This window comes from Dokdonia sp. (assembly GCF_039945015.1).
Taxonomy (GTDB): domain Bacteria; phylum Bacteroidota; class Bacteroidia; order Flavobacteriales; family Flavobacteriaceae; genus Dokdonia.
In genome coordinates this window covers 223631-245423 of the sequence record NZ_JBDUXP010000030.1, presented here as the reverse complement: position 1 = coordinate 245423, position 21793 = coordinate 223631, and the positions used below count along the sequence as shown (strand labels likewise).

Here is a 21793-nt window from a genome sequence, read left to right as displayed (position 1 = left end):
TTATGAAAAAAGTAATCATTAAATACGGACTTTACGGAGCACTCGTAGGAGCTATTGGTTTTGCATTATCACTCTTTTTTGGCGCATCAGAAATATTAGGATATACCGCAATCATTATTGCATTATCCTTTGTGTTTTTTGGAGTAAAATATTATAGAGATCAAGAGCATTCAGGAAAGATATCTTTTGGAAAGGCATTACTTTTAGGAATACTTATTACGGTATTTACTGCAGTAGGAATTGCTATTATTGACGGCTTGTATGTCACTGTAATAAATCCAGATTTTTATCAAGAATATGGAGAAGCAGCTTTACTAAAAATGAAAGAGACAGGAGATGCTATTGCTATTGCACAAGCAGAAGAACAAATGCAAAAATTTGAGTCTATGTCTACTTTTGAATTAGGACTTTTCTCAGGAGGTTTTATGTTTGCAATCGTTTTTGTTATAGGACTGATAGTGTCCTTAATTTCGGGATTAATTTTACAGAAAAAATAAAATAAGTATTTAATTAAAAAATAAAGGTGTATGAAAAGAGTTACAGGAATAGGAGGGATGTTCTTTAAAAGTGAAGATCCTGATGCACAAAAAGAATGGTATAAAAAACACTTAGGGCTACCTACAGATCAATATGGTTGGACATTTTGGTGGAAAGATGAAAACGGAAATAAATGCTCTACACAATGGAGCCCTATGAGTGCAAAAACGACTTATTTTGCCCCTAGTAAAAAGCAATTTATGTTTAACTTTAGAGTAGACAATCTTAAAGAATTACTCAAGGTATTAAAAGAAGAAGGAGTCACTATAGTAGGAGAGGTAGAGGAGTATGACTATGGGAAATTTGGTTGGATTTTAGATCCTGAAGGAAATAAAATTGAGTTGTGGGAACCTGTAGACAAAGCATTTTTGTAGTATAAAAAGCTATTTATTAGTGTGTTATGATTTAATTTAACAAAGTGTCTATTACAAAAAATAACATTTTTTATCGAGGTCTGCCCTTTTTTTAATAGCTTTAAGATTCTAATTAACTAACAACTATAACAATGAGCGAAGAAACTAACGGAGATCAAGGGGACGATTTTCAAGACAAAGCAAAAAAAATGGCTAGTGAAGCTAGCGAGAAAGCAGGGGAATTTGCAGACGACGTAAAAGAGGCAGCAAAAGACTTTTCTGATAGCGCAAAAGAAGAATGGAATAAAGTAACAAATAGCGATGATAATAAGAAAATGCTTGCTGGAATACTCGCTATCTTAGTAGGATCTTTAGGAATTCATAAGTTTATTTTAGGATATACCAAAGAAGGTGTTATCATGTTAGTAGCTACAGTTCTTTTAATGATTTTCACTTGCGGTACTTTAGGGTGGGTTGTGGGTCTTGTTGGTCTTATAGAAGGAATTATGTATCTCACAAAATCTGACGAAGAATTTTACAACACATACCAAGCAGGTAAAAAACCTTGGTTCTAGAATACAAATAATAAAAGCCTAAAGAATCTCTTTAGGCTTTTATATTAAATTTAACATCGTAATATTGCTATATTACTTTTTATTCATATCTTTGACTTCTAAATAGGACAATTATGGGAGTTACAAAAAGACATATTCACTCGATGAGAGCAAACCAAATGGCAGATCTTGCAAAAGTGCTTTCTAATCCTGCTCGAGTAGCTATTTTAGAGTACATAGGAGATTGTGATGGATGTTTGTGCCAAGACATCGCAGAAAAAATAAGATTATCACAACCTACTACTTCTCAACACTTACAAGTTATTCGTAAAGCGGGATTATTAAAAAGCCAGTTTAAAGGAAAGGCGCAATATTATAGTATTGACCTAAGAAAATGGGAACAATTACAACAACACTTTCAGGATTTCTTTGAAGCGACAAGAATAAAATGTTGTTAGATAATGAGTACAAAATTATTACATAACGCTTATAGTGGAGATCTTTTTAAGAAAGAAGGAGATGATCTTATTGCATTACTTGCAAATCATCTCAAAATAACAAAGGAAGGAACTCCTTCTAAGGTGACTCACTCGGTTGCTCCTACTGTTGAGTATGATTTCTGGCAAGAATATATAAAAGAAGAACACAGTACTAAAGATTTTTTTGCAACACTTTTAGAACGATCTATTCATACACATCACCCTAAATATATTGGACATCAAATAGCCTCTACAGTTCCCATTTCTGCACTGGCAACTTTATTTAGCGCACAGCTCAATAATGGCATGACAGTATATGAGATGGGACAAGCGAGTACAGCCATAGAAAAAGTCGTCATTGATATGTTTGTAGAAACTATCGGCTATGTGCAAGGTGATGGATTTCTGACTTCAGGAGGGACATTAGCAAACTTAACAGCAATGCTAGCTGCTCGTAAAGCCATTGCAAACGATGATATCTGGAATGATGGCCATCATAATAAACTAGCCATTATGGTTTCAGAAGAGGCACATTACTGCGTAGATAGAGCAGCACGTATTATGGGCTTGGGGAGTGATGGGATTATTAAAATTCCAGTAACTGATAACTACGCGATCCGTACAGATGTGTTAGAAGAGTATTATAGCCGAGCTTTACAAAACGGATGTCAGGTAATTGCTATTGTAGGGAGCGCTCCTTCGACAAGCACCGGAGTGTATGATGATTTAGAGGAGATATCCGCTTTCGCGAAAGCAAAAAAAATATGGTTCCACGTAGATGGAGCTCATGGAGGAGCTGCTATATTCTCATCAAAATATAAATACCTCCTTAAAGGAATAGATCAAGCCGATTCCGTTATTATTGATGGTCATAAAATGATGGGAACATCATCTATAACTACAGCGGTGTTATTTAAAAATAAAGTAGATAGCTATGCCACTTTTGAACAAAAAGCACACTATCTCTGGGATAAAAATGATGATCCAGAATGGTATAATTTAGGTAAGCGCACTTTTGAATGCACAAAAAGTATGATGAGTTTGCGCTTTTTTGCGATTATGAATGCCTATGGCACACAGTTTTTTGATGATAATGTGACCGTGTTGTACGATGCAGGACGTGAATTTGGAACTTATGTTGAGCAACATTCTGATTTTGAATTAGCATTAGAACCTATCTCAAATATTGTATGTTTTAGATATACAGGAAACTTACCCTCTCAAACCTACGAACAGATAAATAGAAAAATTAGACAAGAACTATTAGAAGATGGAGAATTTTATATTGTTTCTACGGTATTAAAAGGAGCATTCTTCTTACGCACGACTTTTATGAATCCATTTACCAACAGGGAGCATATGGAATTATTACTTAAAAAAATTAAAGGAATAGCAAAAGAAATTGAAATTAAAAAAGAGGAAATTAATTTTTAAAACAACGCATTACTATGATGTGGTTTACAGACTACATTATAGTATAAGCATAGAATAGATACATTATGAAAACACAAGAATTTTTAGAAACATTAAAGGAACATCAAGGAAAGTCATTATTATTTGAATATGCACCTAATCTTTTGGTAGGCGCAAATTATCATATCACAGAAGTAAAACATGTAACGATAGATTCTGTAGACTGTGGTGCAGGTGTAGATGCTTGGAAAGAAACAATTATTCAATTATGGGAGGATCCAAATGAACTAGGGAAAACAGAATTCATGAGTGCTTCTAAAGCGATTGGTATTCTTTCAAAAGTAGGGAGTATGAAACCGTATGTAGCAGATGCCGACGTTCGTATAGAATATAGTAATGCAAACTTTCACGCAGCGCAACTATATGTTAACGATTACGAAATACGTAATGGCAACATAATAATTAAGTTAGCAAGCCAACCTACAGATTGTAAAGCAAAAGAAACCTGTGGTGTTGCAGAACCCGTAGGAGCAGCGTCAGAAGCAGGAGGGTGTGCTCCAGGAAGTGGTTGTTGTTAATACCCAGCCATGAGTGTAACACAACCCGATATTCAGATCCGTTTATTTCGAAAAGAAGATTATTCCGCTTGCGCGAAAATCTATAAAACAGGAATGGATACAGGGATTGCTACATTCGAAACAAAAGTACCAGATTGGGAAACGTGGGATGCTAAGTTTTTAGCATCCTGTCGTTTTGTTGTAGAAGATGACAATGAGATTATAGGTTGGTGTGCATTAAGTCCTTTTTCTACTAGAGAAGTATATAGAGGTGTTGCTGAGGTAACTATTTACATAGCAGTTAAAGCACAACAAAAAGGAATAGGAAAACGATTATTACAACATCTTATTACAGAAAGTGAGACTTCAGGGTTTTGGACATTACAGGCTAGGATTTTTACAGAAAACATAGCAAGTATTGTATTGCATGAGAAATGCGGTTTTGGGAAAGTAGGAATACGAGAGAAACTAGGACAACGTGAAGGTGTTTGGTATGACAATGTATTATTAGAAAGAAGAAGTAAAATAAATTAGAAAAAAGGGAGACTCGGTCTTCAAAGATTATTAGTATGAATAAAAAAAATGTACTCGTACTTTGTACAGGAAATAGTTGTCGTAGTCAGATGGCACATGGATATTTAAACCTACTAGCAAACGATAAAGCAACAATATATTCTGCGGGCATAGAAACACATGGGTTAAATCCAGGAGCTGTAGCTACTATGGCAAAAGATGGGATAGATATTACCACACACACATCAAATCATGTAGATGAATATGAAGGTGTGAATTGGGATTTTATCATCACTGTTTGCGATCATGCGTATGAAAATTGTCCATTTATTGCAGCACCTAACGCAACACGATTGCATCATAATTTTTATGATCCGTCAAAGTTTGTGGGAAGTGAAGAAGATACTGAATTAGCTTTCGCGAAAGCGAGAGATGAAATAAAAGGATATTGTCAAGATTTTGTGTCCTCGAATCTATAAGTAATTAACTACTGAGGACTTCGGCGACTTTAGCAATATTCTTACTTTCAAACCAGCGTATAAAACGGATGACCCATCGTAAGATTCTACTTTTTGTGGTAGAAAGTTTAAGAGCAAGATTTCCAATAGAAGTATCTCGTTTTGCAAAAACCGCTTCTTTATCTGATGTATCATGGTATTCATTGGCAAAAATCCATGCCTCATCGCGAGCAATATTAATACTAAAGGTTGCAATGAGATCTTCTTTCCCATCTGCTACTTTATCTAGTACATAAAAGAATGGAGAGACACGTCCTATTTTTTGTTGAACGCCATCTACCATACTAGCTAATATCTCATTGATTTTATTAAAATCATTATGGATACTTTCTAGATCACCTTGTTTTCCAATTGTTTCTGAAACAGCAATGCCTAGGTCTAAATTAATATGAGCATTGATTCCTAAAAGAAGATGCTGGATGATAAGTAGTTTTTTATTCTTTGCTGCTTCAAAAGCATTCTCCCAGCTTAAGGAAGGCTTTTTGTCCTCTTTATACAGAAAATATGCTTTGAGATATCTATTTGCAAAGATGACATCGAGACGCTCCATTCTGGGATTGTCTTCAAATTCTTTTTGTGCGATTCCTAGTTTGATACGTTCTGTCACTTTTTTATAAAGTATCGGAAAAAAAGCAAGATTACTATTATCTGCTATTTCTATAGCGATGATATCCTCAAGAGTCAATATAACTTCATCTATGGTTGTGGCTTGTATCATTATATAATAATAAGTTCAATGTTAGGGGATTAAAGTTAGAGATAAGTAAGCAGACAGTCAAATTCATTAAGGAATATCATAAGAATATTTACTATGTAGAATTGGAGTGATATAGAATCCCTATTTTAGTATAAAATAAAACTCCATGAAAAAAGCAGTATTTCTTTTCGTTGCATTTCTTAGCGCTATAATGACTTTTGGACAAAGTGATAAAAGTCTAGTTCAAGAAACAGTTACAAAATCAAAGATAGAAGGACATATTTATTTCCTTGCAGATGATTTATTAAAAGGAAGAGAAACAGGAACTCCTGAAAATAAAATAGCAGCTTCTTATCTAGCAAATACATTACGTAGTTATGGAGTTCAGCCAAACCCTGAAACTGGGAATTATTATCAAGAAATAAACCTTTATAAAACGTCGCCTCCTTCTGATGTGAATATTTCAATAAATGGCCAGGAAGTAAAAAATTATGCTTTACTAGAGACAAAAGCTGTAGATTTTTCTAAAGGAGCAGTATATGTAGGGTATGGATTAGAGAAAGATTACAAAGGAAAGTCTGTAGATGGTAAAGTAGTTATTATAAAAGCAGGTAGTTCTGAAACCAATGATACTCGCGCAGCTTTTGGACTGCGAGAGCAAAAAAAGCAATTAGCAAAAGCTAGCGGTGCTGTAGGGGTTATAGAGTTATTAAATGCCGAAGATCAAATGTGGGGTTTTATAGAGCATAATTTTAATGCATCATCTCTTGGGGTTGATAAAGAAAATGCTAAAGCTACAATGCCATATGTTTGGGTATTGGATCAAGATAATAAAATGTCAAAGAGCCTTGAATCAAAGACTTCAATACCTATCCAATTTAAGATGAGTGGACCTAAAAAAGAGGTGGTAACGTCTCAAAATGTAATAGGAGTTGTAGAAGGAACTGATCCAAACTTAAAAGATGAATACATCATTTATTCTGCACATTATGATCATGTAGGTATAGGTGCGCCAGACGCGACGGGAGACACTATTTACAATGGAGCTCGTGACAATGCTATAGGGACAACAACCGTACTAAGTATGGCAGAAAACCTCGCAAAATATCCTACCAAACGATCGGCACTATTTATTCTTTTTACTGGTGAGGAAAAAGGGTTACTAGGGAGTTCTTTTTATGTAAAAAACCCTGTATTACCATTGAAACAAATGGTGTATTGCTTTAATAGTGATAACGGAGGATATAATGACACTTCTCTAGCTACTATTATCGGGTTGCCAAGAACTACAGCATCACAACATATTAAGGATGCGGCAAGTGCTTTTGGATTAAAGGCGATAGATGATCCTGCTCCTGAACAAGGTCTTTTTGATAGAAGTGATAATGTGAATTTTGCAGCAAAGGGAATTCCTGCCCCTACATTTTCTTTAGGATTTACGGCATTTAATGGGGATGTGACCAAATACTATCATAGACCGGGGGATGAAGCAAACACATTGGATTATGACTACCTATTTAAGTTTTTTAGTGCCTATGTACTTGCTGGAAGAAATATAGGAAATGATCCTGTTACGCCTACTTGGACAGCGGGAGATAAATATGAAGCGGCTGGAAAAGCGTTGTATAAAAATTAATTTTATGTTTTATACGCTTTCGCGAAAGCGTATAATGACATAATAGTATTCATGAAAAAGGGTAGTATATAACTATTCTTCTTCTAGGTTTCTATTTCCGTATTTCTTTTCTAGTTCTGCCTGAAATTCTTCCATAACTGGTTTTACAGTACTTTCTGGTAAGTCTGCAATACGTATATACATAAGCCCATCTATCGCATTATTAAATAAAGGGTCTACATTAAAAGCAACTACCTTTGCATTCTGTTTTATATATTTTTTAATAAGCACAGGAAGTCTTAGAGAGCCAGGTTCTACTTCATCAATAAGCCTATCAAACTTATTAAGATCTGCCGCGCTTTCATCAAAGACAAATTCTTTATCGGCATCTTTAAGGCGCACTTTAAATTCCTTTTTTGGGTGTATATATTGAGCTACATAAGGATCATAATAATGAGACTTCATAAACTCGATCATCAAAGATTTTGAGAAATTTGAAAATTGATTTGAAATACTCACTCCTCCAATAAGATATTTATGTTCTGGAAAACGTAATGTGGTATGTACAATTCCCTTCCATAACAGAAATAAGGGCATTGGTTTTTGTTGATATTCTTTTATGATAAATGCACGCCCCATTTCTATACTCTGACTCATCATCGTATGTAGTTCTGGCTCAAAACGAAAAAGATCTTGTAGATAAAAACCGTCAATTCCGTATTTTTCAAATATTTCTGAACCAAGTCCCATACGGTATGCCCCTGCAATTTTTTGAGTATCAGTATCCCATAAAAACATATGATGATAATAACGATCAAATTTATCAAGATCTATGGCTTCATTTGTTCCTTCTCCGATGGCTCTAAAAGTGATTTCGCGTAAGCGCCCTACTTCTTGAAGTGTATTTGGCATTTCATTGGCCGGAGCTAGGAAGACTTCATAATTTTTAGACTGTAATAAACGACGACTGTTATTGCGTAAAAGATCTATCTCTTCTACAATGACGTCGCTATTTATAGAGACTGCAATTTCTTTAGGTTCTTTAGGTGTTTTAAGAGTTTGCGGAATAGTGCTTAAACGACTTTTGGTTTCAAAAGACTTTGCAAGCATGTATGTTTTCTTTCTGAGGAATTCTGTAAAATTGGGAAGGTCTGTGTATTCTTTTTGGGCTGTTACTTTAATAGGATTTCCTATACGCACTTTGATCACACGATTTTTTTGTGTGAGTAATTCACTGGGTAATTTTGCTGTACGCAGGGTATCACTTATTCGAGATAATTGATAAAAAAGCCTGCTGTTTTTTGCATGAAAATAAATAGGAACAATAGGAACTTCTGCCTTCTTAATAAGTTTTATGGCAGCTTCTTCCCAAGGTTTATCAATAATGAGTTTGTCATCTTTATAGGTTGATACTTCTCCTGCTGGAAAAATTCCTAATGGGCGCCCATCTTGTAAATGTCGAAGTGCGTTTTTAAATCCTGTAATGCTAGATTTTATATCTTTACGATCCTCAAAAGGATTTACAGGCATTACATAAGGCTTTAATGGTTCTATGCGATGTAACAGAAAATTTGCTATAATTTTAAAATCTTCACGTTGCTCAAGCATAAGTTTAAGCAATAAGATACCATCAATACCTCCTAGAGGATGATTTGAAATGGTAATGTATGCTCCATTTTTAGGAAGTCTTTTTAAATCTTCTTCAGGAATTTCAAACTTGATTTTGAATTCATCGAGAAGTGCATTTAAAAAATCTAAATCAGTTAAATGTTTATTGCGATCATAAATTTTGTTTGCAGAAGAAATTTTAAGAACTTTCATGAGTGACCACCCTAAGAACGTTCCTAAAAACCCGAATTTATCGACTTTTATGGCTTGCGCAACTTCTTTTGCGGTAACTAGACTCATGTACTTTTTACTTTAAATTTTTTAAACGATAGAATCAAATATAGGAATACTTACTATTCTTTTAATACATACTGAGTAACAGTTCTGTTTTCTTGTTTTAAAAGAATGGTGCGACCATGCAAAAGTACATTGATTTCATTAGAAGATGCGTGTCGAGCAGTAAGTAATGTAACTCCTTCATTCCATCTTACTTTATAAATAGCTCGTAGTTTCTTGAGTAAAGGTTCTAAGTTGTTGAATTTATTTTCAACACAAACAGAAAAACTAATTGCTGAGTTTTGCATCATAGTTACTTTCATTTTATAAATATGTAAAAGATTAAATATATCACTTATATTATCTTCCATAATAAAGCTAAAGTCTATAGAAGATAATGATATGAGAATCTGATCTTTCTTTAAGATAAAACAAGAGACCATGGGATCTAGCTGAATGCCTTTTCCAATAAAGGTACCAGGACTCTCTGGAGTTAAAAAGGATTTTACATAAAGAGGGATTTCTTTTCTCTGTAAAGGTTGCAATGTTTTAGGATGAATAATAGACGCTCCGTAAAATGCCATTTCTATAGCTTCATTATAAGAAATACGTTGTAGTAGTTTTGTGTTTTTAAACACGCGAGGGTCTCCATTAAGAACCCCTGGAACGTCTTTCCATATAATAACCTTATCGGCATTTAAGCAATATGCAAAAATAGCTCCTGTATAGTCACTTCCTTCTCTACCTAATGTTGTTGTAAAGTTGTTTTGATCTGAAGCTATAAACCCTTGTGTGATTGATAACTCTTCTGTGTTTATGTTTTTTTGTATTGCCTTCTGAGTTGTTTCCCAATGTACCTGAGCATCTCTATAGTTTGTGTTTGTTTTTATAAGCTCTCGTGCATCTAGCCAATTGTTTTTTATACCGCTTTGAGTAAGATAAGCGCTTATGATTTTTGTAGAGATAAGCTCTCCAAAACAGATTACTTGGTCGTATACAAAATCATAATTAGGAGATTTATTCCGTTTCAGAAAATTTTCTAAATCTTCAAATAACGTTTTTATAACTTCAAAAACAGCATGCTCTTCTGGAAAAAGACTTGATATAATCTGAGTGTGGTATATGTTGCTTTTTTTTATTGCTTCGGAGATAGATACTTTATCATCAAAATAAGCGTTAATTACTTCTTCTAAAGCGTTTGTTGTTTTACCCATTGCAGATATTACAACGAGCTTGTTTGTATAACCTGTCTTTTTTAAAACGGTGACTATATTTTGTACACTATCTGCATCTTTTACAGAAGCTCCTCCAAATTTGAATACTTGCATTTACTTTATTTAGTAATTATGTTAATGAACGCATATAGTTTTGTAATCTTTTTTTATTCATTTGAACAAGATGCCAATCTTTTAAAAGTAGCGCTCCACTTCGTTCATAAAATGTAATTGCATCTGTATTCCAATCTAATACAACCCACTCTACTCTATTAACCTGTTGAGAAGTTGCATATTGCATCACTTTATTATAAAGTGCTTTGCCATATCCTTTTCCTCTATACTCTTTTGATATAATAAGATCTTCAAGGTGTAGTGATTTTCCTTCCCAAGTAGAAAATCTAAAATACACTAAAGCCATTCCTACAATATGTTTATTGTCCTCTGCTACAAAACAAGTAAATAATGGGTGAGGTCCGGTTCCGTATTTAATAAGTGTTTCTACAGATATATGTACAGCATCAGGTTCATTTTCAAAAACCGCAAGCTCTGTAATAAGTCTAAGCACGTCAGGCATGTCTTCTATATTCGCCTTTCTGATGATGTTATTCATAAGATATCTAGTCTAAGCTAGCTAAAGTAAAAAATATATAGGGATAAAAGAATACGAAATCGTTATAGTAATCGCATTTTTTTTGGATATTTTTGCAATAAATAACCTGTATATATTCCATGGCTCGTAAAAATCAAACATTAGGAGAGTTTATTATTGAAAATCAATCTGAATTCAAGTACTCTTCTGGAGAGTTATCTCGCTTGATTAACTCAATTCGATTGGCTGCAAAAGTTGTAAATCATCAAGTAAATAAAGCTGGGCTAGTAGATATATTAGGAGAGGCTGGAGATACGAATATACAAGGAGAAGATCAGCAAAAACTTGATGTAATTGCAAATGAAACTTTTATCAAAACAATTAAGAATAGAGAAATTGTTTGTGGTATAGCAAGTGAAGAAAATGACGATTTTATTACCATAGAGGGTCATAATGACGATCATCAAAATAAATATGTGGTGTTAATGGATCCTTTAGATGGATCTTCAAATATCGATGTAAATGTTTCTGTAGGGACTATATTTTCAATTTATAGAAGAATAACTCCTTCTGGAACTCCAGTGACTATTGATGATTTTTTGCAACCAGGTCGTAATCAGGTAGCCGCTGGCTATATTATATACGGAACCAGTACGATGTTAGTTTATACTACAGGGCATGGTGTTAATGGATTTACTTTGAATCCAGCAATAGGAACATTTTATTTGTCTCATCCTAATATGACATTTCCAGAATTAGGAAAGATCTATTCTGTTAATGAAGGAAATTACACTCATTTTCCTCAAGGAGTAAAAAATTATATTAAATATTGCCAAGAAGAAGGAGAAGGTCGACCATATACTTCTAGATATATAGGGTCTTTAGTGTCTGATATTCACCGCAATATGATTAAAGGAGGGATTTACATGTACCCAAAAAGTTCTCTTAATGCAAAAGGAAAACTTAGACTATTGTATGAATGTAACCCTATGGCATTTATTACAGAACAAGCTGGAGGTAAGGCTAGTGATGGATATACTTCGATTTTAGACCTTGAACCTCAGGAACTCCATGAACGTGTTCCTTTCTTTTGTGGGAGCAAAAAGATGGTAGAAAAAGCAGAAGCATTTATGCAAGAATCATGATAATGTCTATTATTTAGGCGCTTATCGCCATTTTTTATATATTTGAGGTGCTTTAACGCAATGAATCCCATACCTTAATTATGTCTAAAGAAAAAAAAGAGCAAGTTGTTAAAAAAGAGTTAGAAGCAAATTCTAAAATTGATGCGATTAAACAACTCATCTTTGGAGAAAATATGGCTGAATACAGCCAAGAATTTGATACCCTCAAAAAAGAACTTGAAAATAGACGACGAGAACTTTCAGATTATATAGACGATACACGAAAGGAACTTATGACTGCGATTGATAATCTGAGCACAGATGTTAATATTCGTATATCAGACCTAGAAGAATCGTTAAACGATAAAACAACGTCTCTAGATGAGAAGAAAGTAGATAAATCGCAATTAGGCAATTTACTTATAAAGTTAGGCGAGAGCATAAAAGCATAACAGCTCTAGTTAATCCCTGTAATGAACTCTAAGGAAAGACTTGAGATCTTAAAAGAAATCTTACTTACGGATGAACGTGAGTTTGATAGGGATCTAGTACTTAAAATTCAAAAACTAGAATCGGAACAAGAACATCTTATAGATAGAGTTACTCCGATCCTAGATGAACGTATGGATGATTTTGTGCAGAAAATGCCTAAAACTTTGGGTCCAGTGATAACAGAGACACTTAAGACTGAAATTAAAAAGTCTCAAGACGCTGTTGCAGAAGCATTATATCCAGTTATGGGTAAAATGATTAAAAAGTACGTGCAAGCTGAGATAAAAAAACTCAATGAAGATATAAATACACGTCTTAATAAGACATTCTCATTTAAGAACTGGTTCTCAGGAAAAGATAGAAATATTGATGCTGCAGCATTAATGTATGAGCAATATAAAGCTAGGATTGAACAAATCATGATCATAGAAAAAGGGTCTGGTTTACTTAAAGCAAATTATGCTAAAAGGCAAACCCTTGATGAAGATATGGTTGCAGGGATGCTAACTGCTATTAAAAGCTTTGTTGAAGATGCGTATGATCAAGGAGAAATGGAATTAGAAAGAATAGATTATGAATTATTTACAATTCATCTTCAAAACTTTTCAAATTATTATATTGCAGTAATTATTACAGGAATTTATGATGATGATTATAAAGACAGATTGGAAGATGTGCTTATGGATTTTGCACAATTTGTAATTAATAAGAGCGATTTAGAAAATCCAGAAAATTTTACCAAAAAACTAAAATCATATTTTACAGATGAGCGTATCTAAAAAAGTTGTGCTGCTAGGGCATTTTGGGGTAGGAAAATCTTCTCTTCTTAGACGTTTTGTAGAAAATACTTTTTCAGAAAATTATACCGTTACTATAGGGGTACATATTATGAAGAAAGAAGTGCAATTGGAAAAAGAAAATATTACCCTCGTAATATGGGATGTTGAAGGAACAGATGATTTTACAAAATATAGACCATCCTATTTGATGGGGGCATCTAGTTTTATTTATGTTTTTGATGCATCTAGGCCCATTACATATGGAGATATAAAATATAACTTAGAACACCTAAAAGAGAAATTTCCGCACGTTCCTGTACACATTATCGGGAATAAAGTGGATTTGGTCGATTCGAAAGTGATTTTAGAAGAATTAAAAGCTCAAAATATTCAGCATTCTTACCTTTCTAGTGCCAAAACAGGAGAGAATGTTGAATTGCTGTTTGAAAATGTAGCAGCACAATTACTTGAAAATGCTTGATAAGCTTAGACAAGAGTTTTTAGAGAGTACAACTCAGATACTTATAGTTGATAACACAAACCGAGTTTTAGACACGGATGACTCTCTATTTTCAGTAAAGAAAAATTCTGATATTACAGAATTCCATCCTTTTTTTCATGTAATTTCTTCTCTTTTTGATGATGATAGAAAAGAACAAAAGTTTTATTGCGTACAAATGGAAGTACAAGGTAAAACGTGTTTTTTTGATATTAGATCACAAATCAATTCTGAAGAACAGCAAATAGTTTTGTTTATAGAAGATCTTACAGATCATTATAAAACAGTGCATCAAATAAAACAAGTTCGTAATGAATCTATTATCAATTTTAATGTTACTCAAGAACTAAATCACGAATTAAACGTACAAAGAGGATTTAAAAATAAATTTCTTGCAAATGTGAGCCATGAAATTAGAACACCTCTTAATAGTATTTTAGGCTTTTTAAGTGTACTTGAAAATACGAGTTTAGATAGAGAACAACTAGACTTAATAGGTATTATTAAAGACTCTTCAAAAAACCTTGTATCTATTCTTGAAGATTTATTAGATATTTCAAAAATTGAGGCTGGACGATTAGAAATTAAAAACAAACGATTTAATTTTAAAAAATTTACAGAGTCACTTATAAAAACATATGAATTACAAACGCAAGAAAAGCGTTTAGAGTTTATTACGGAAGTAGGGGCAAACATCCCTAAATTCTTAATTGGAGATCAACTTAGAATAAATCAAATTCTAGTTAACTTACTTGAGAATGCATTAAAATACACACATCAAGGAACTATTAGATTACGTATATCTACACCTTCTCGTAATATGCGTCGTATTCCGGTAACTTTTGAAATAATTGATACAGGAATTGGAATCCCAAAAGAACACCTTAGTACTATATTTGAAAGTTTTACTCAGTTAGAAAAGCGAGGTTTATTTGGAGGGTCAGGATTAGGTCTTAGTATTGTAAAACAACTTACGCAACTTATGGATAGTGATCTAGAAGTTGAGAGTATAGAGAATGAGGGCTCTACATTTAAATTTACAATTTCTATGGGAGTATCTCACGACCAGAAAGAAGAAAAGAATACACTTCAAACACTGAGAAAGACAGATAAGAGAAGTAGTGGAGGGCTTAATAAAAAGAAAAAGCATCGTATCCTATTAGGAGAAGATATAGAGGTAAACCAACTTCTTATGATGCGTCTTTTTGCAGATGAAGGTTCTTATAGCTTAGATATTGCAAAAAATGGAGAACAAGTTGTTCTTTTTTTAGAAAAATACGATTATGACCTTGTCTTAATGGACCTTACAATGCCAGTGATGGATGGGTATGATGCAGCCATGAGGATCCGAGGTCATACAAACAAGAAGATAAAGAAATTGCCTATAATTGCCTTAACAGCTCGTACATCAGAAGAAGAAAGAGATGCGGCAAAAGAGGTAGGAATGAATGCGTATCTTACAAAACCAATAAATGCCGATTTATTATTTAAAACGATTGATCGTTTATTACACCGATACAAGAATCGGAAAACCACAGAGATAAAACAATAAAAAAAGCGACCTTAGGTCGCTTTTTTTATTGAATAATTATATAATTATCTGTTCATTAACCGTACTTCCTCTTTAAAAGTATCAATATCTACGCGTTCACTTACTAGAGATAATGCTTTATCTACAACATATTTTACATTAGCTACTGTAAATCCTAATCCAACAGCAAGACGTTCTAGCATTACGACTTGCATATCTCCTAATTCATGATCTGCATATACCATACGTGCAAGATCAAAAAGACGTTCTAGACGATTTTCATACGTACTAGGAGGATTGATTTTATGAGATTGGTAATCTTTTAATATTTCTTTATAATCACTTTCCGAAATGTCGAGGTTACGAGCTGTTCTATCTAGGAATTTTTTTTCATCTTCTGTAATTACAGTATCGCTCATTGCAATGCGTACCATTGCTGCAAAATGATCTTCATTACGCTTACGGAAACCGCTATCATATAGATCTGAAATAGACATAGTTTTATCTTTATAATTAAGTGGCAAATATAGCTATTCTTCCATCATTTTTAATTTGTACATTTGGAAAACCCCCTAATATTTTTTTGATGGATACATTTTGGTTTTATTTTAAAGAAGGACTCTTTCATGTACTCGATTGGAACGCTTATGACCATATACTTTTTATTGTCGTTTTAGCAATTCCATATACATTTTCTAACTGGAAAAGATTATTATCACTTATTACTGTATTTACGATAGGTCATACCATATCTCTTAGCCTATCAGCATACGAAGTTGTAAAAATAAATACAACCCTTATAGAGTTTTTAATCCCTGTTACTATCTTACTTACAGCATTATATAATATTTTTACCTCAGGTAAGAAAGGACGTAAAGAACAAATGGGAGTGTATCTCTTTATAACTTTGTTTTTTGGGCTTATCCATGGATTTGGATTTTCTACCTATTTTAAAATGATGACTGCTAGTGCAGAGAGTAAGCTTTTACCACTTGTAGAATATACATTAGGAATAGAAGTGTCTCAGATTATTATTGTTTTTTTGGTATTAATTGTAAGCTTTATAGGACAGTTTGTATTCCGTTTTTCAATAAGAGATTGGATCATGGTTATATCGGCAATTGTTATTGGTGTTGCCATACCAATCCTTAGAAATGCATTAATTGCGTTAAATATATAATAATCAGGTTGTGTATCCCGTAAGAGGGACTTACTTTAGTAGTTATAAATTATTTAAATATATACGCTTTCGCGAAAGCGTATCACCTACGTTAAGATGTATGGCTTCAAAGCAAGATAAATATGATATCGCTTATTTAAGAATGGCTAGAGAATGGGGGCGGCTTTCTTATTGTGAACGCAAGCAGGTTGGCGCAATTATTGTTAAGGATAAGATGATTATATCAGATGGATATAATGGAACTCCTACTGGATTTGAAAATTTTTGCGAAGACGATGAAGGATATACAAAATGGTATGTCTTACATGCCGAAGCAAATGCTATATTAAAAGTAGCATCGTCTACACAGTCTTGTAAGGGAGCTACTTTATATATTACATTAAGCCCTTGTAAAGAGTGTAGTAAACTTATTCATCAAGCAGGAATAAAACGCGTTGTTTTTAAAGAGGGGTATAAAGATCAGAGTGGCGTAAAATTTTTAGAAAAGGCAGGCGTTGAGATAGTACACCTATCAAACTTAGGGGATTAAATGAAATTAAAAAAAAGATACGTACCATTACTTTTTAGTTTAGGAATTGTGTTAGGCATATTTTTGGGCACTTTTCTGGACTTTGGATCTTCAGATACCGCTTTTTTTAGCACAAATAGCAAAAAAGAGAAACTTAACAAACTCATAGATTATATAGATTATGAGTATGTAGATACAGTAAACACAGACAGCATTGTTGATGTTACGGTAAATGGGATTTTAGATAATCTTGATCCTCATTCTACCTATATTCCAAAAGAAGAATTACAAAAAATAGAAGAGAACATGAAAGGGGACTTTGTGGGGATAGGCATACGGTTTTATCCATATAAAGACTCTGTCGCAGTAATACAAGCTATTGTTGGAGGCCCTAGTCATCGAGTAGGAATACAAGGAGGAGATCGTATCGTATCTGCAGATGGAATTCCATTATCTGGGCAAGCCATGAGTGATGACTCATTGTCTAGCATTTTAAAAGGAAGAGTAAACACTCCTGTAGATTTAAAAATTAAAAGAGAAGGTGTAGGTGATCTTATATCATATCGTGTAAAAAGAAGTGTTGTTCCTATCTCTAGTGTAGTTGCAAGTTATATGCTTACAAGACAATTGGGGTATATTAAGATTAATAGATTTGCAGAGTCTACCTATGACGAGTTTAGAAAAGCACTAAAAGAACTTAAATCAAAAGGAGCAACACAACTAGCGTTAGATTTGAGGAATAATCCTGGAGGATATGTTTCTAGTGCAGAAGGGATAGCCGATGAGTTTTTAGAAAAAAATAAACTTATTTTATTTACAAAAAATAAGACAGGAAAAATTAATAAAAGCTACGCTAATAGCGGTGGACTTTTTGAAGATGGAGAAGTCTTTATCCTTATTAATGAAAACTCTGCATCTGCCAGCGAGATTGTTGCAGGCGCATTACAAGATAATGATAAAGGCCTCATTGTAGGTCGTCGTTCTTTTGGAAAAGGACTTGTCCAAAGAGAAATGGCACTAGGAGATGGCAGTGCAGTACGACTTACTATTGCTAGATATTATACACCAACAGGAAGATCTATCCAAAAACCATATGAACTTGGAAACAAAGATTATTTTGAAGATTATTTAGAACGTTATGAAAATGGAGAATTACGAAGTGCTGATAGTATTAAAGTTGCAGATTCTCTCAAATTTAAAACTCCTTTAGGAAAAGTAGTTTATGGAGGAGGAGGTATTATCCCTGATGTATTTGTTCCTAAAAATATAGATTCTGAAATAGAACATCTCAATTATGTGTTGCGATCTGGTTATATGCGGATGTTTATTTTTCAAGAATTAGAAAAGGATAGAATCTATTATAATTCTCTTTCTTTAGAAGAATTTAAAAATGAAATTACGATATCAGACACAATTGTAGAAGATTTTATATCTTACACGCAACTAAGGGGAATTAGTTTGAGAGCTCAAAACTATAGGAACATTTATAAAAGTTACCTTAAAGCTACTATGGCAAAACAGCTCTTTGGAGATAACGCTTTTGAACAAATGGTTAATCAAGATGATATGATTATCCAGAAAGTCATAAGTCTAAGTACTAATTAGGGGAGACACTATTATGGTTATAATTGCATCAGTATTTGTATTTATTATTGCTGTTATTTTTAGATTGCTAGATAACAGCGCTAAGCTATTTATATCAAATGGTATCTCTGTGAGTCCGTTTTATTTATCTGCAGAGACCGTCATTGAAGAGATGAATAAACTAGATGATGATAAATTAAAGCAAAAATTAAGGCGAAACTTATTTTTCCAAAAACTTCATAAAGTCTTTACAATTCTAGCTATTTTAACCCTTATTGCTGGCATTGTATTAGAGATTAATAACCCAGAGCTTATTTATCTCTTTTAGTTTTAATGCCCTTTTTGCTTTTTTGCAATTTTTTTAGAAATCTGTAAAATAAGAAGCAATACAATAGCACAAGCACTTCCTACAACACCTATAAGAGCAACACTACTAGTTCCTTGAAATGGAGCTTCAAAATTAACTTGTGTAACATTGTATATTAATAATGCAAGTGCAATAGCAATAAATATGTAAATGAGGATACGCATACTTCTTATTTAAACAATTCTTGAATGTTTGCTGTAAATAACTTTACAGCAATAGCTAGCAAAATTACACCAAAAACTTTTTGAATCACAGCAATTCCGTTTTTACCTACAAACTTTTCAATACGAGAAGATGTTTGAAGTACAATATAGATAAGCCCTATGTTAACAATAATTGCAATAAGAATATTCTCTATATGATATTCAGCACGAAGAGCAACAAGAGATGTTAAACTACCAGGACCTGCAAGCAAAGGAAACGCAAGGGGAAAAACAGATACTGTTTTTGCACTCACACCATCATCATCTTTAAATAAACTCACACCTAAAATCATTTCTAAAGCAAGAAAGAATAATATAAAAGAACCAGCAACAGCAAACTCATTTACATTAACTCCTATAACACTAAGAATACTCTCTCCTACAAATACAAAGGCAATCATAATCACAAGAGCAACAAGAGATGCTTTTGCACTTTGTATATGTCCGGCCTTTTTACGCAGTTTAATCACTATAGGAATGTTCCCTATAATGTCAATAACCGCAAATAAAATCATTGTAGCTGCTATTATTTCTTTTATGTCGAAGTGCATGATAATATGGTTTCAAAGTCAGTGCAAAATTACCATAATTTATTTCATCTTACTTATATAATCAATATCAAATTATTGTAAAAACTATGTAAGAAAATAGTGTCTTAGTAAGCTTTCGCGAAAGCATATTAAAATATAAAAAATAGTATTCTAAAGATATCGAGATACCAATACTCAAAAGAATCATTCTTATTCTGAAATCTTAGCTTTCATATTTCGTAGCTCATACTTTCGAGGTATCTTTGTCGTATGTTTCAGCTTAAAAATACTATTGTCTCAGAACAAATCATCGAAAAAGATTTTGTCTGTAATCTCAATGCTTGTAAAGGAGAGTGTTGCGTTGCTGGAGAAGCAGGGGCTCCATTAGAAGAAGAGGAGGTTCAAATTATAGAAAGAATTTATGAGGATGTAAAACCTTTTTTACGCCCAGAAGGTATCGCAGCTATAGAAGAGCAAGGTACATCTATAAAAACAGATCTCGGAGAATTAGAAACCACACTAGTACATGGAGCAGAGTGCGCATATGTGGCTTTTAATGATAAAGGATTTGCAAGTTGTGGCATTGAAGATGCATATAATGCAGGAAAAGTAGATTTTAGAAAACCCATTTCCTGTCACCTATACCCTGTTAGGGTACAAAAATATAGTTCTTTTTCTGCAGTTAATTATCATAAATGGCCTATTTGTGATGATGCGTGTACATTAGGTAAAGAACTACAGGTTCCTGTATATAAATTTGTAAAAGAAGCGCTTACGCGAAAATTTGGCGAAGCATGGTATCAAGAGCTTGAAAAAGCTGCTATTGAGATACGATCATAAATTAAATAAGTAAAGATTTATGAAATGATCTTGCTTTTTTATAGACACACTGCACTAGCCATTACATAATAGTAAGAAAATTATAATATGAAGATCACTTCTAAACTTCCTGAGGTTACTGCATCTATTTTTAGTGTTATGGGTCAAATGGCTCAACAATATAATGCAATTAATCTTTCGCAAGGATTTCCAGGTTTTAATACCGATCCTGTCTTACATAATTTGGTGACTGAAGCAATGGCTTCTGGGTATAATCAATATGCTCCTATGCTAGGAACATATAGTTTAAGAGAGCAAATCGCTTTAAAATTGAATACATTATATGGAAGCGATTATCATCCAGAGACAGAGGTAGCTGTTACCATAGGAGCCACCCAAGCTATTTATACCATTATGTCAGCATTTGTAAATACAGGTGATGAAGTTATTGTTTTAAAACCAGCATATGATTCGTACGATCCTTCTATTGAGATACATGGAGGAAAAGTAGTGCCTATACAACTTAAAGCACCAGATTATAAAGTTGATTGGAGTATAGTAGAAGCAGCGATATCTCCTGCTACAAAAATGATTGTTATTAATACGCCACATAACCCTACAGGAACTATTTTAACAACAACAGATATGTTAGAATTACAACGTATCATAGAGGGCACTGATATTATAATCCTTAGTGATGAGGTGTATGAACATATTATTTTTGATGGAGCTACACATGAAAGTGTAGCAAAATACCCAAAACTAGTCGAGCGTTCTTTTATTACAGCTTCTTTTGGGAAAACATTTCATAATACAGGATGGAAAATGGGATATGCTGTTGCGCCCAAAGCACTCATGGAAGAGTTTCAAAAAGTACATCAGTTTACTGTTTTTTCTGCACATCATCCTTCTCAAAAAGCATTTGCACAGTATTTAAAAACACCAAGTCATTATTTAGAATTAAGTAGTTTTTACCAACGTAAAAGAGATTTGTTTTTAGATCTTATTAAAGATTCTCGATTTAAAATGACGCCATCGGCAGGAACATATTTCCAATTATTAGACTATAGCAATATTACAGAAGAAAATGATGTTCTTTTTGCAGAAAGACTTATTAAAGAAAAAGGCATTGCTTCTATACCAACATCGGTTTTTAATCTTAATCAAGAAGATTTTAAAACATTGCGATTTTGTTTTGCAAAAACTGATGAAACATTAGAACAAGCTGCAGCTGTTCTTAATGCAATTTGA

Annotated in this window: 27 protein-coding genes; 20 read left to right on the top strand and 7 right to left on the bottom strand. The window is 33.3% G+C overall.

The window, feature by feature from the left end; genetic code table 11:
- Positions 1 to 2: 2 nt before the first annotated feature.
- From ABJD27_RS20870 to ABJD27_RS20835, 8 genes are all read left to right on the top strand, one after another.
- Positions 3 to 497 carry a DUF4199 domain-containing protein gene (locus ABJD27_RS20870; protein WP_348164075.1) on the top strand — a complete coding sequence of 165 codons (495 nt, stop codon included), beginning with the start codon at positions 3 to 5 and terminating at the stop codon, positions 495 to 497.
- 30 nt (positions 498 to 527) lie between these two features.
- Positions 528 to 911, top strand: coding sequence for a VOC family protein (locus tag ABJD27_RS20865; RefSeq protein ID WP_348164072.1), 384 nt, complete (start codon positions 528 to 530; stop codon positions 909 to 911).
- A gap of 131 nt (positions 912 to 1042) precedes the next feature.
- Complete coding sequence (locus ABJD27_RS20860; protein WP_348164069.1) at positions 1043 to 1465, top strand: TM2 domain-containing protein; 423 nt, start codon at positions 1043 to 1045, stop codon at positions 1463 to 1465.
- Between the two features lie 113 nt (positions 1466 to 1578).
- Positions 1579 to 1902, top strand: coding sequence for a metalloregulator ArsR/SmtB family transcription factor (locus ABJD27_RS20855; protein ID WP_348164066.1), 324 nt, complete (start codon positions 1579 to 1581; stop codon positions 1900 to 1902).
- A 3-nt stretch (positions 1903 to 1905) separates the two neighbouring features.
- Entirely contained in the window at positions 1906 to 3357 is a 1452-nt protein-coding gene (locus ABJD27_RS20850) for an aminotransferase class V-fold PLP-dependent enzyme (RefSeq protein WP_348164064.1), read from the top strand.
- A 65-nt stretch (positions 3358 to 3422) separates the two neighbouring features.
- Positions 3423 to 3914 carry a DUF6428 family protein gene (locus ABJD27_RS20845; RefSeq protein WP_348164062.1) on the top strand — a complete coding sequence of 164 codons (492 nt, stop codon included), beginning with the start codon at positions 3423 to 3425 and terminating at the stop codon, positions 3912 to 3914.
- Positions 3915 to 3923: 9 nt separating this feature from the next.
- Positions 3924 to 4427, top strand: a complete 504-nt coding sequence (locus ABJD27_RS20840) for an N-acetyltransferase family protein (RefSeq protein ID WP_348164059.1) — start codon at positions 3924 to 3926, stop codon at positions 4425 to 4427.
- A 35-nt stretch (positions 4428 to 4462) separates the two neighbouring features.
- Positions 4463 to 4885, top strand: coding sequence for an arsenate reductase ArsC (locus ABJD27_RS20835; protein WP_348164056.1), 423 nt, complete (start codon positions 4463 to 4465; stop codon positions 4883 to 4885).
- A gap of 4 nt (positions 4886 to 4889) precedes the next feature.
- Here ABJD27_RS20835 and ABJD27_RS20830 read toward each other — a convergent pair whose 3' ends face one another.
- The gene (locus ABJD27_RS20830) at positions 4890 to 5642 is read right to left on the bottom strand and encodes a DUF5995 family protein (protein WP_348164053.1); all 753 of its coding nucleotides are present in this window, start codon (positions 5640 to 5642) and stop codon (positions 4890 to 4892) included.
- 145 nt (positions 5643 to 5787) lie between these two features.
- Here ABJD27_RS20830 and ABJD27_RS20825 point away from each other — a divergent pair, with 145 nt between their 5' ends.
- The gene (locus tag ABJD27_RS20825; protein WP_348164050.1) at positions 5788 to 7257 is read left to right on the top strand and encodes a M28 family peptidase; all 1470 of its coding nucleotides are present in this window, start codon (positions 5788 to 5790) and stop codon (positions 7255 to 7257) included.
- A 72-nt stretch (positions 7258 to 7329) separates the two neighbouring features.
- Here the strand turns inward: ABJD27_RS20825 and ABJD27_RS20820 are convergent, their stop codons facing one another.
- The 3 genes from ABJD27_RS20820 to ABJD27_RS20810 are packed head-to-tail and all read right to left on the bottom strand — an operon-like array spanning position 7330 to position 10947.
- Positions 7330 to 9144: a GNAT family N-acyltransferase gene (locus ABJD27_RS20820; RefSeq protein ID WP_348164047.1), complete on the bottom strand. Its 1815-nt coding sequence runs from the start codon at positions 9142 to 9144 to the stop codon at positions 7330 to 7332.
- A 53-nt stretch (positions 9145 to 9197) separates the two neighbouring features.
- The gene (locus ABJD27_RS20815) at positions 9198 to 10448 is read right to left on the bottom strand and encodes an aspartate kinase (protein WP_348164045.1); all 1251 of its coding nucleotides are present in this window, start codon (positions 10446 to 10448) and stop codon (positions 9198 to 9200) included.
- Positions 10449 to 10464: 16 nt separating this feature from the next.
- Positions 10465 to 10947 carry a GNAT family N-acetyltransferase gene (locus ABJD27_RS20810; protein WP_348164042.1) on the bottom strand — a complete coding sequence of 161 codons (483 nt, stop codon included), beginning with the start codon at positions 10945 to 10947 and terminating at the stop codon, positions 10465 to 10467.
- Between the two features lie 119 nt (positions 10948 to 11066).
- Here ABJD27_RS20810 and fbp point away from each other — a divergent pair, with 119 nt between their 5' ends.
- The 5 genes from fbp (at position 11067) to ABJD27_RS20785 (ending at position 15372) form a co-directional block, all read left to right on the top strand.
- A complete protein-coding gene (gene fbp / locus ABJD27_RS20805; RefSeq protein WP_348164039.1) occupies positions 11067 to 12071 on the top strand; it encodes a class 1 fructose-bisphosphatase in 1005 nt (334 codons plus the stop codon).
- A gap of 80 nt (positions 12072 to 12151) precedes the next feature.
- A complete protein-coding gene (locus ABJD27_RS20800) occupies positions 12152 to 12502 on the top strand; it encodes a fructose 1,6-bisphosphatase (protein WP_348164036.1) in 351 nt (116 codons plus the stop codon).
- A 21-nt stretch (positions 12503 to 12523) separates the two neighbouring features.
- Complete coding sequence (locus ABJD27_RS20795) at positions 12524 to 13321, top strand: cell envelope biogenesis protein OmpA (protein WP_348164033.1); 798 nt, start codon at positions 12524 to 12526, stop codon at positions 13319 to 13321.
- Positions 13308 to 13802 (top strand): Rab family GTPase, encoded by a 495-nt coding sequence (locus ABJD27_RS20790; RefSeq protein WP_348164030.1) that lies wholly within the window; start codon positions 13308 to 13310, stop codon positions 13800 to 13802. Before ABJD27_RS20795 ends, ABJD27_RS20790 begins: the two co-directional genes overlap by 14 nt.
- Complete coding sequence (locus ABJD27_RS20785) at positions 13795 to 15372, top strand: ATP-binding protein (RefSeq protein WP_348164027.1); 1578 nt, start codon at positions 13795 to 13797, stop codon at positions 15370 to 15372. Before ABJD27_RS20790 ends, ABJD27_RS20785 begins: the two co-directional genes overlap by 8 nt.
- Positions 15373 to 15416: 44 nt before the next feature.
- Here ABJD27_RS20785 and ABJD27_RS20780 read toward each other — a convergent pair whose 3' ends face one another.
- Positions 15417 to 15848, bottom strand: a complete 432-nt coding sequence (locus tag ABJD27_RS20780) for a TerB family tellurite resistance protein (protein ID WP_348164024.1) — start codon at positions 15846 to 15848, stop codon at positions 15417 to 15419.
- An 89-nt stretch (positions 15849 to 15937) separates the two neighbouring features.
- On the opposite strand from ABJD27_RS20780, the gene ABJD27_RS20775 reads away from it, so the two are divergent.
- From ABJD27_RS20775 to ABJD27_RS20760, 4 genes are all read left to right on the top strand, one after another.
- Positions 15938 to 16531 (top strand): HupE/UreJ family protein, encoded by a 594-nt coding sequence (locus ABJD27_RS20775; RefSeq protein ID WP_348164021.1) that lies wholly within the window; start codon positions 15938 to 15940, stop codon positions 16529 to 16531.
- A 100-nt stretch (positions 16532 to 16631) separates the two neighbouring features.
- Positions 16632 to 17060 (top strand): dCMP deaminase family protein, encoded by a 429-nt coding sequence (locus ABJD27_RS20770; RefSeq protein ID WP_348164018.1) that lies wholly within the window; start codon positions 16632 to 16634, stop codon positions 17058 to 17060.
- The gene (locus tag ABJD27_RS20765) at positions 17061 to 18644 is read left to right on the top strand and encodes a S41 family peptidase (protein ID WP_348164015.1); all 1584 of its coding nucleotides are present in this window, start codon (positions 17061 to 17063) and stop codon (positions 18642 to 18644) included.
- A gap of 13 nt (positions 18645 to 18657) precedes the next feature.
- Positions 18658 to 18951, top strand: coding sequence for a hypothetical protein (locus ABJD27_RS20760; protein WP_348164012.1), 294 nt, complete (start codon positions 18658 to 18660; stop codon positions 18949 to 18951).
- A gap of 2 nt (positions 18952 to 18953) precedes the next feature.
- Here ABJD27_RS20760 and ABJD27_RS20755 read toward each other — a convergent pair whose 3' ends face one another.
- Together ABJD27_RS20755 and ABJD27_RS20750 are read right to left on the bottom strand one after the other, a co-directional pair.
- Entirely contained in the window at positions 18954 to 19154 is a 201-nt protein-coding gene (locus ABJD27_RS20755) for a hypothetical protein (protein ID WP_348164009.1), read from the bottom strand.
- 5 nt (positions 19155 to 19159) lie between these two features.
- Entirely contained in the window at positions 19160 to 19744 is a 585-nt protein-coding gene (locus ABJD27_RS20750) for a MarC family protein (RefSeq protein WP_348164006.1), read from the bottom strand.
- A 249-nt stretch (positions 19745 to 19993) separates the two neighbouring features.
- Between ABJD27_RS20750 and ABJD27_RS20745 the strand changes: the two genes are divergently transcribed.
- Both ABJD27_RS20745 and ABJD27_RS20740 read left to right on the top strand, forming a co-directional pair.
- Positions 19994 to 20563, top strand: a complete 570-nt coding sequence (locus ABJD27_RS20745) for a DUF3109 family protein (RefSeq protein WP_348164003.1) — start codon at positions 19994 to 19996, stop codon at positions 20561 to 20563.
- An 87-nt stretch (positions 20564 to 20650) separates the two neighbouring features.
- Entirely contained in the window at positions 20651 to 21793 is a 1143-nt protein-coding gene (locus ABJD27_RS20740; protein WP_348164000.1) for a methionine aminotransferase, read from the top strand.

Coding starts and splice junctions, on each gene's coding strand:
- ABJD27_RS20870 (WP_348164075.1), top strand. CDS start 3: ATGAAAAAAGTAATCATTAAATACGGACTTTACGGAGCACTCGTAGGA.
- ABJD27_RS20865 (WP_348164072.1), top strand. CDS start 528: ATGAAAAGAGTTACAGGAATAGGAGGGATGTTCTTTAAAAGTGAAGAT.
- ABJD27_RS20860 (WP_348164069.1), top strand. CDS start 1,043: ATGAGCGAAGAAACTAACGGAGATCAAGGGGACGATTTTCAAGACAAA.
- ABJD27_RS20855 (WP_348164066.1), top strand. CDS start 1,579: ATGGGAGTTACAAAAAGACATATTCACTCGATGAGAGCAAACCAAATG.
- ABJD27_RS20850 (WP_348164064.1), top strand. CDS start 1,906: ATGAGTACAAAATTATTACATAACGCTTATAGTGGAGATCTTTTTAAG.
- ABJD27_RS20845 (WP_348164062.1), top strand. CDS start 3,423: ATGAAAACACAAGAATTTTTAGAAACATTAAAGGAACATCAAGGAAAG.
- ABJD27_RS20840 (WP_348164059.1), top strand. CDS start 3,924: ATGAGTGTAACACAACCCGATATTCAGATCCGTTTATTTCGAAAAGAA.
- ABJD27_RS20835 (WP_348164056.1), top strand. CDS start 4,463: ATGAATAAAAAAAATGTACTCGTACTTTGTACAGGAAATAGTTGTCGT.
- ABJD27_RS20830 (WP_348164053.1), bottom strand. CDS start 5,642: ATGATACAAGCCACAACCATAGATGAAGTTATATTGACTCTTGAGGAT.
- ABJD27_RS20825 (WP_348164050.1), top strand. CDS start 5,788: ATGAAAAAAGCAGTATTTCTTTTCGTTGCATTTCTTAGCGCTATAATG.
- ABJD27_RS20820 (WP_348164047.1), bottom strand. CDS start 9,144: ATGAGTCTAGTTACCGCAAAAGAAGTTGCGCAAGCCATAAAAGTCGAT.
- ABJD27_RS20815 (WP_348164045.1), bottom strand. CDS start 10,448: ATGCAAGTATTCAAATTTGGAGGAGCTTCTGTAAAAGATGCAGATAGT.
- ABJD27_RS20810 (WP_348164042.1), bottom strand. CDS start 10,947: ATGAATAACATCATCAGAAAGGCGAATATAGAAGACATGCCTGACGTG.
- fbp (WP_348164039.1), top strand. CDS start 11,067: ATGGCTCGTAAAAATCAAACATTAGGAGAGTTTATTATTGAAAATCAA.
- ABJD27_RS20800 (WP_348164036.1), top strand. CDS start 12,152: ATGTCTAAAGAAAAAAAAGAGCAAGTTGTTAAAAAAGAGTTAGAAGCA.
- ABJD27_RS20795 (WP_348164033.1), top strand. CDS start 12,524: ATGAACTCTAAGGAAAGACTTGAGATCTTAAAAGAAATCTTACTTACG.
- ABJD27_RS20790 (WP_348164030.1), top strand. CDS start 13,308: ATGAGCGTATCTAAAAAAGTTGTGCTGCTAGGGCATTTTGGGGTAGGA.
- ABJD27_RS20785 (WP_348164027.1), top strand. CDS start 13,795: ATGCTTGATAAGCTTAGACAAGAGTTTTTAGAGAGTACAACTCAGATA.
- ABJD27_RS20780 (WP_348164024.1), bottom strand. CDS start 15,848: ATGTCTATTTCAGATCTATATGATAGCGGTTTCCGTAAGCGTAATGAA.
- ABJD27_RS20775 (WP_348164021.1), top strand. CDS start 15,938: ATGGATACATTTTGGTTTTATTTTAAAGAAGGACTCTTTCATGTACTC.
- ABJD27_RS20770 (WP_348164018.1), top strand. CDS start 16,632: ATGGCTTCAAAGCAAGATAAATATGATATCGCTTATTTAAGAATGGCT.
- ABJD27_RS20765 (WP_348164015.1), top strand. CDS start 17,061: ATGAAATTAAAAAAAAGATACGTACCATTACTTTTTAGTTTAGGAATT.
- ABJD27_RS20760 (WP_348164012.1), top strand. CDS start 18,658: ATGGTTATAATTGCATCAGTATTTGTATTTATTATTGCTGTTATTTTT.
- ABJD27_RS20755 (WP_348164009.1), bottom strand. CDS start 19,154: ATGCGTATCCTCATTTACATATTTATTGCTATTGCACTTGCATTATTA.
- ABJD27_RS20750 (WP_348164006.1), bottom strand. CDS start 19,744: ATGCACTTCGACATAAAAGAAATAATAGCAGCTACAATGATTTTATTT.
- ABJD27_RS20745 (WP_348164003.1), top strand. CDS start 19,994: ATGTTTCAGCTTAAAAATACTATTGTCTCAGAACAAATCATCGAAAAA.
- ABJD27_RS20740 (WP_348164000.1), top strand. CDS start 20,651: ATGAAGATCACTTCTAAACTTCCTGAGGTTACTGCATCTATTTTTAGT.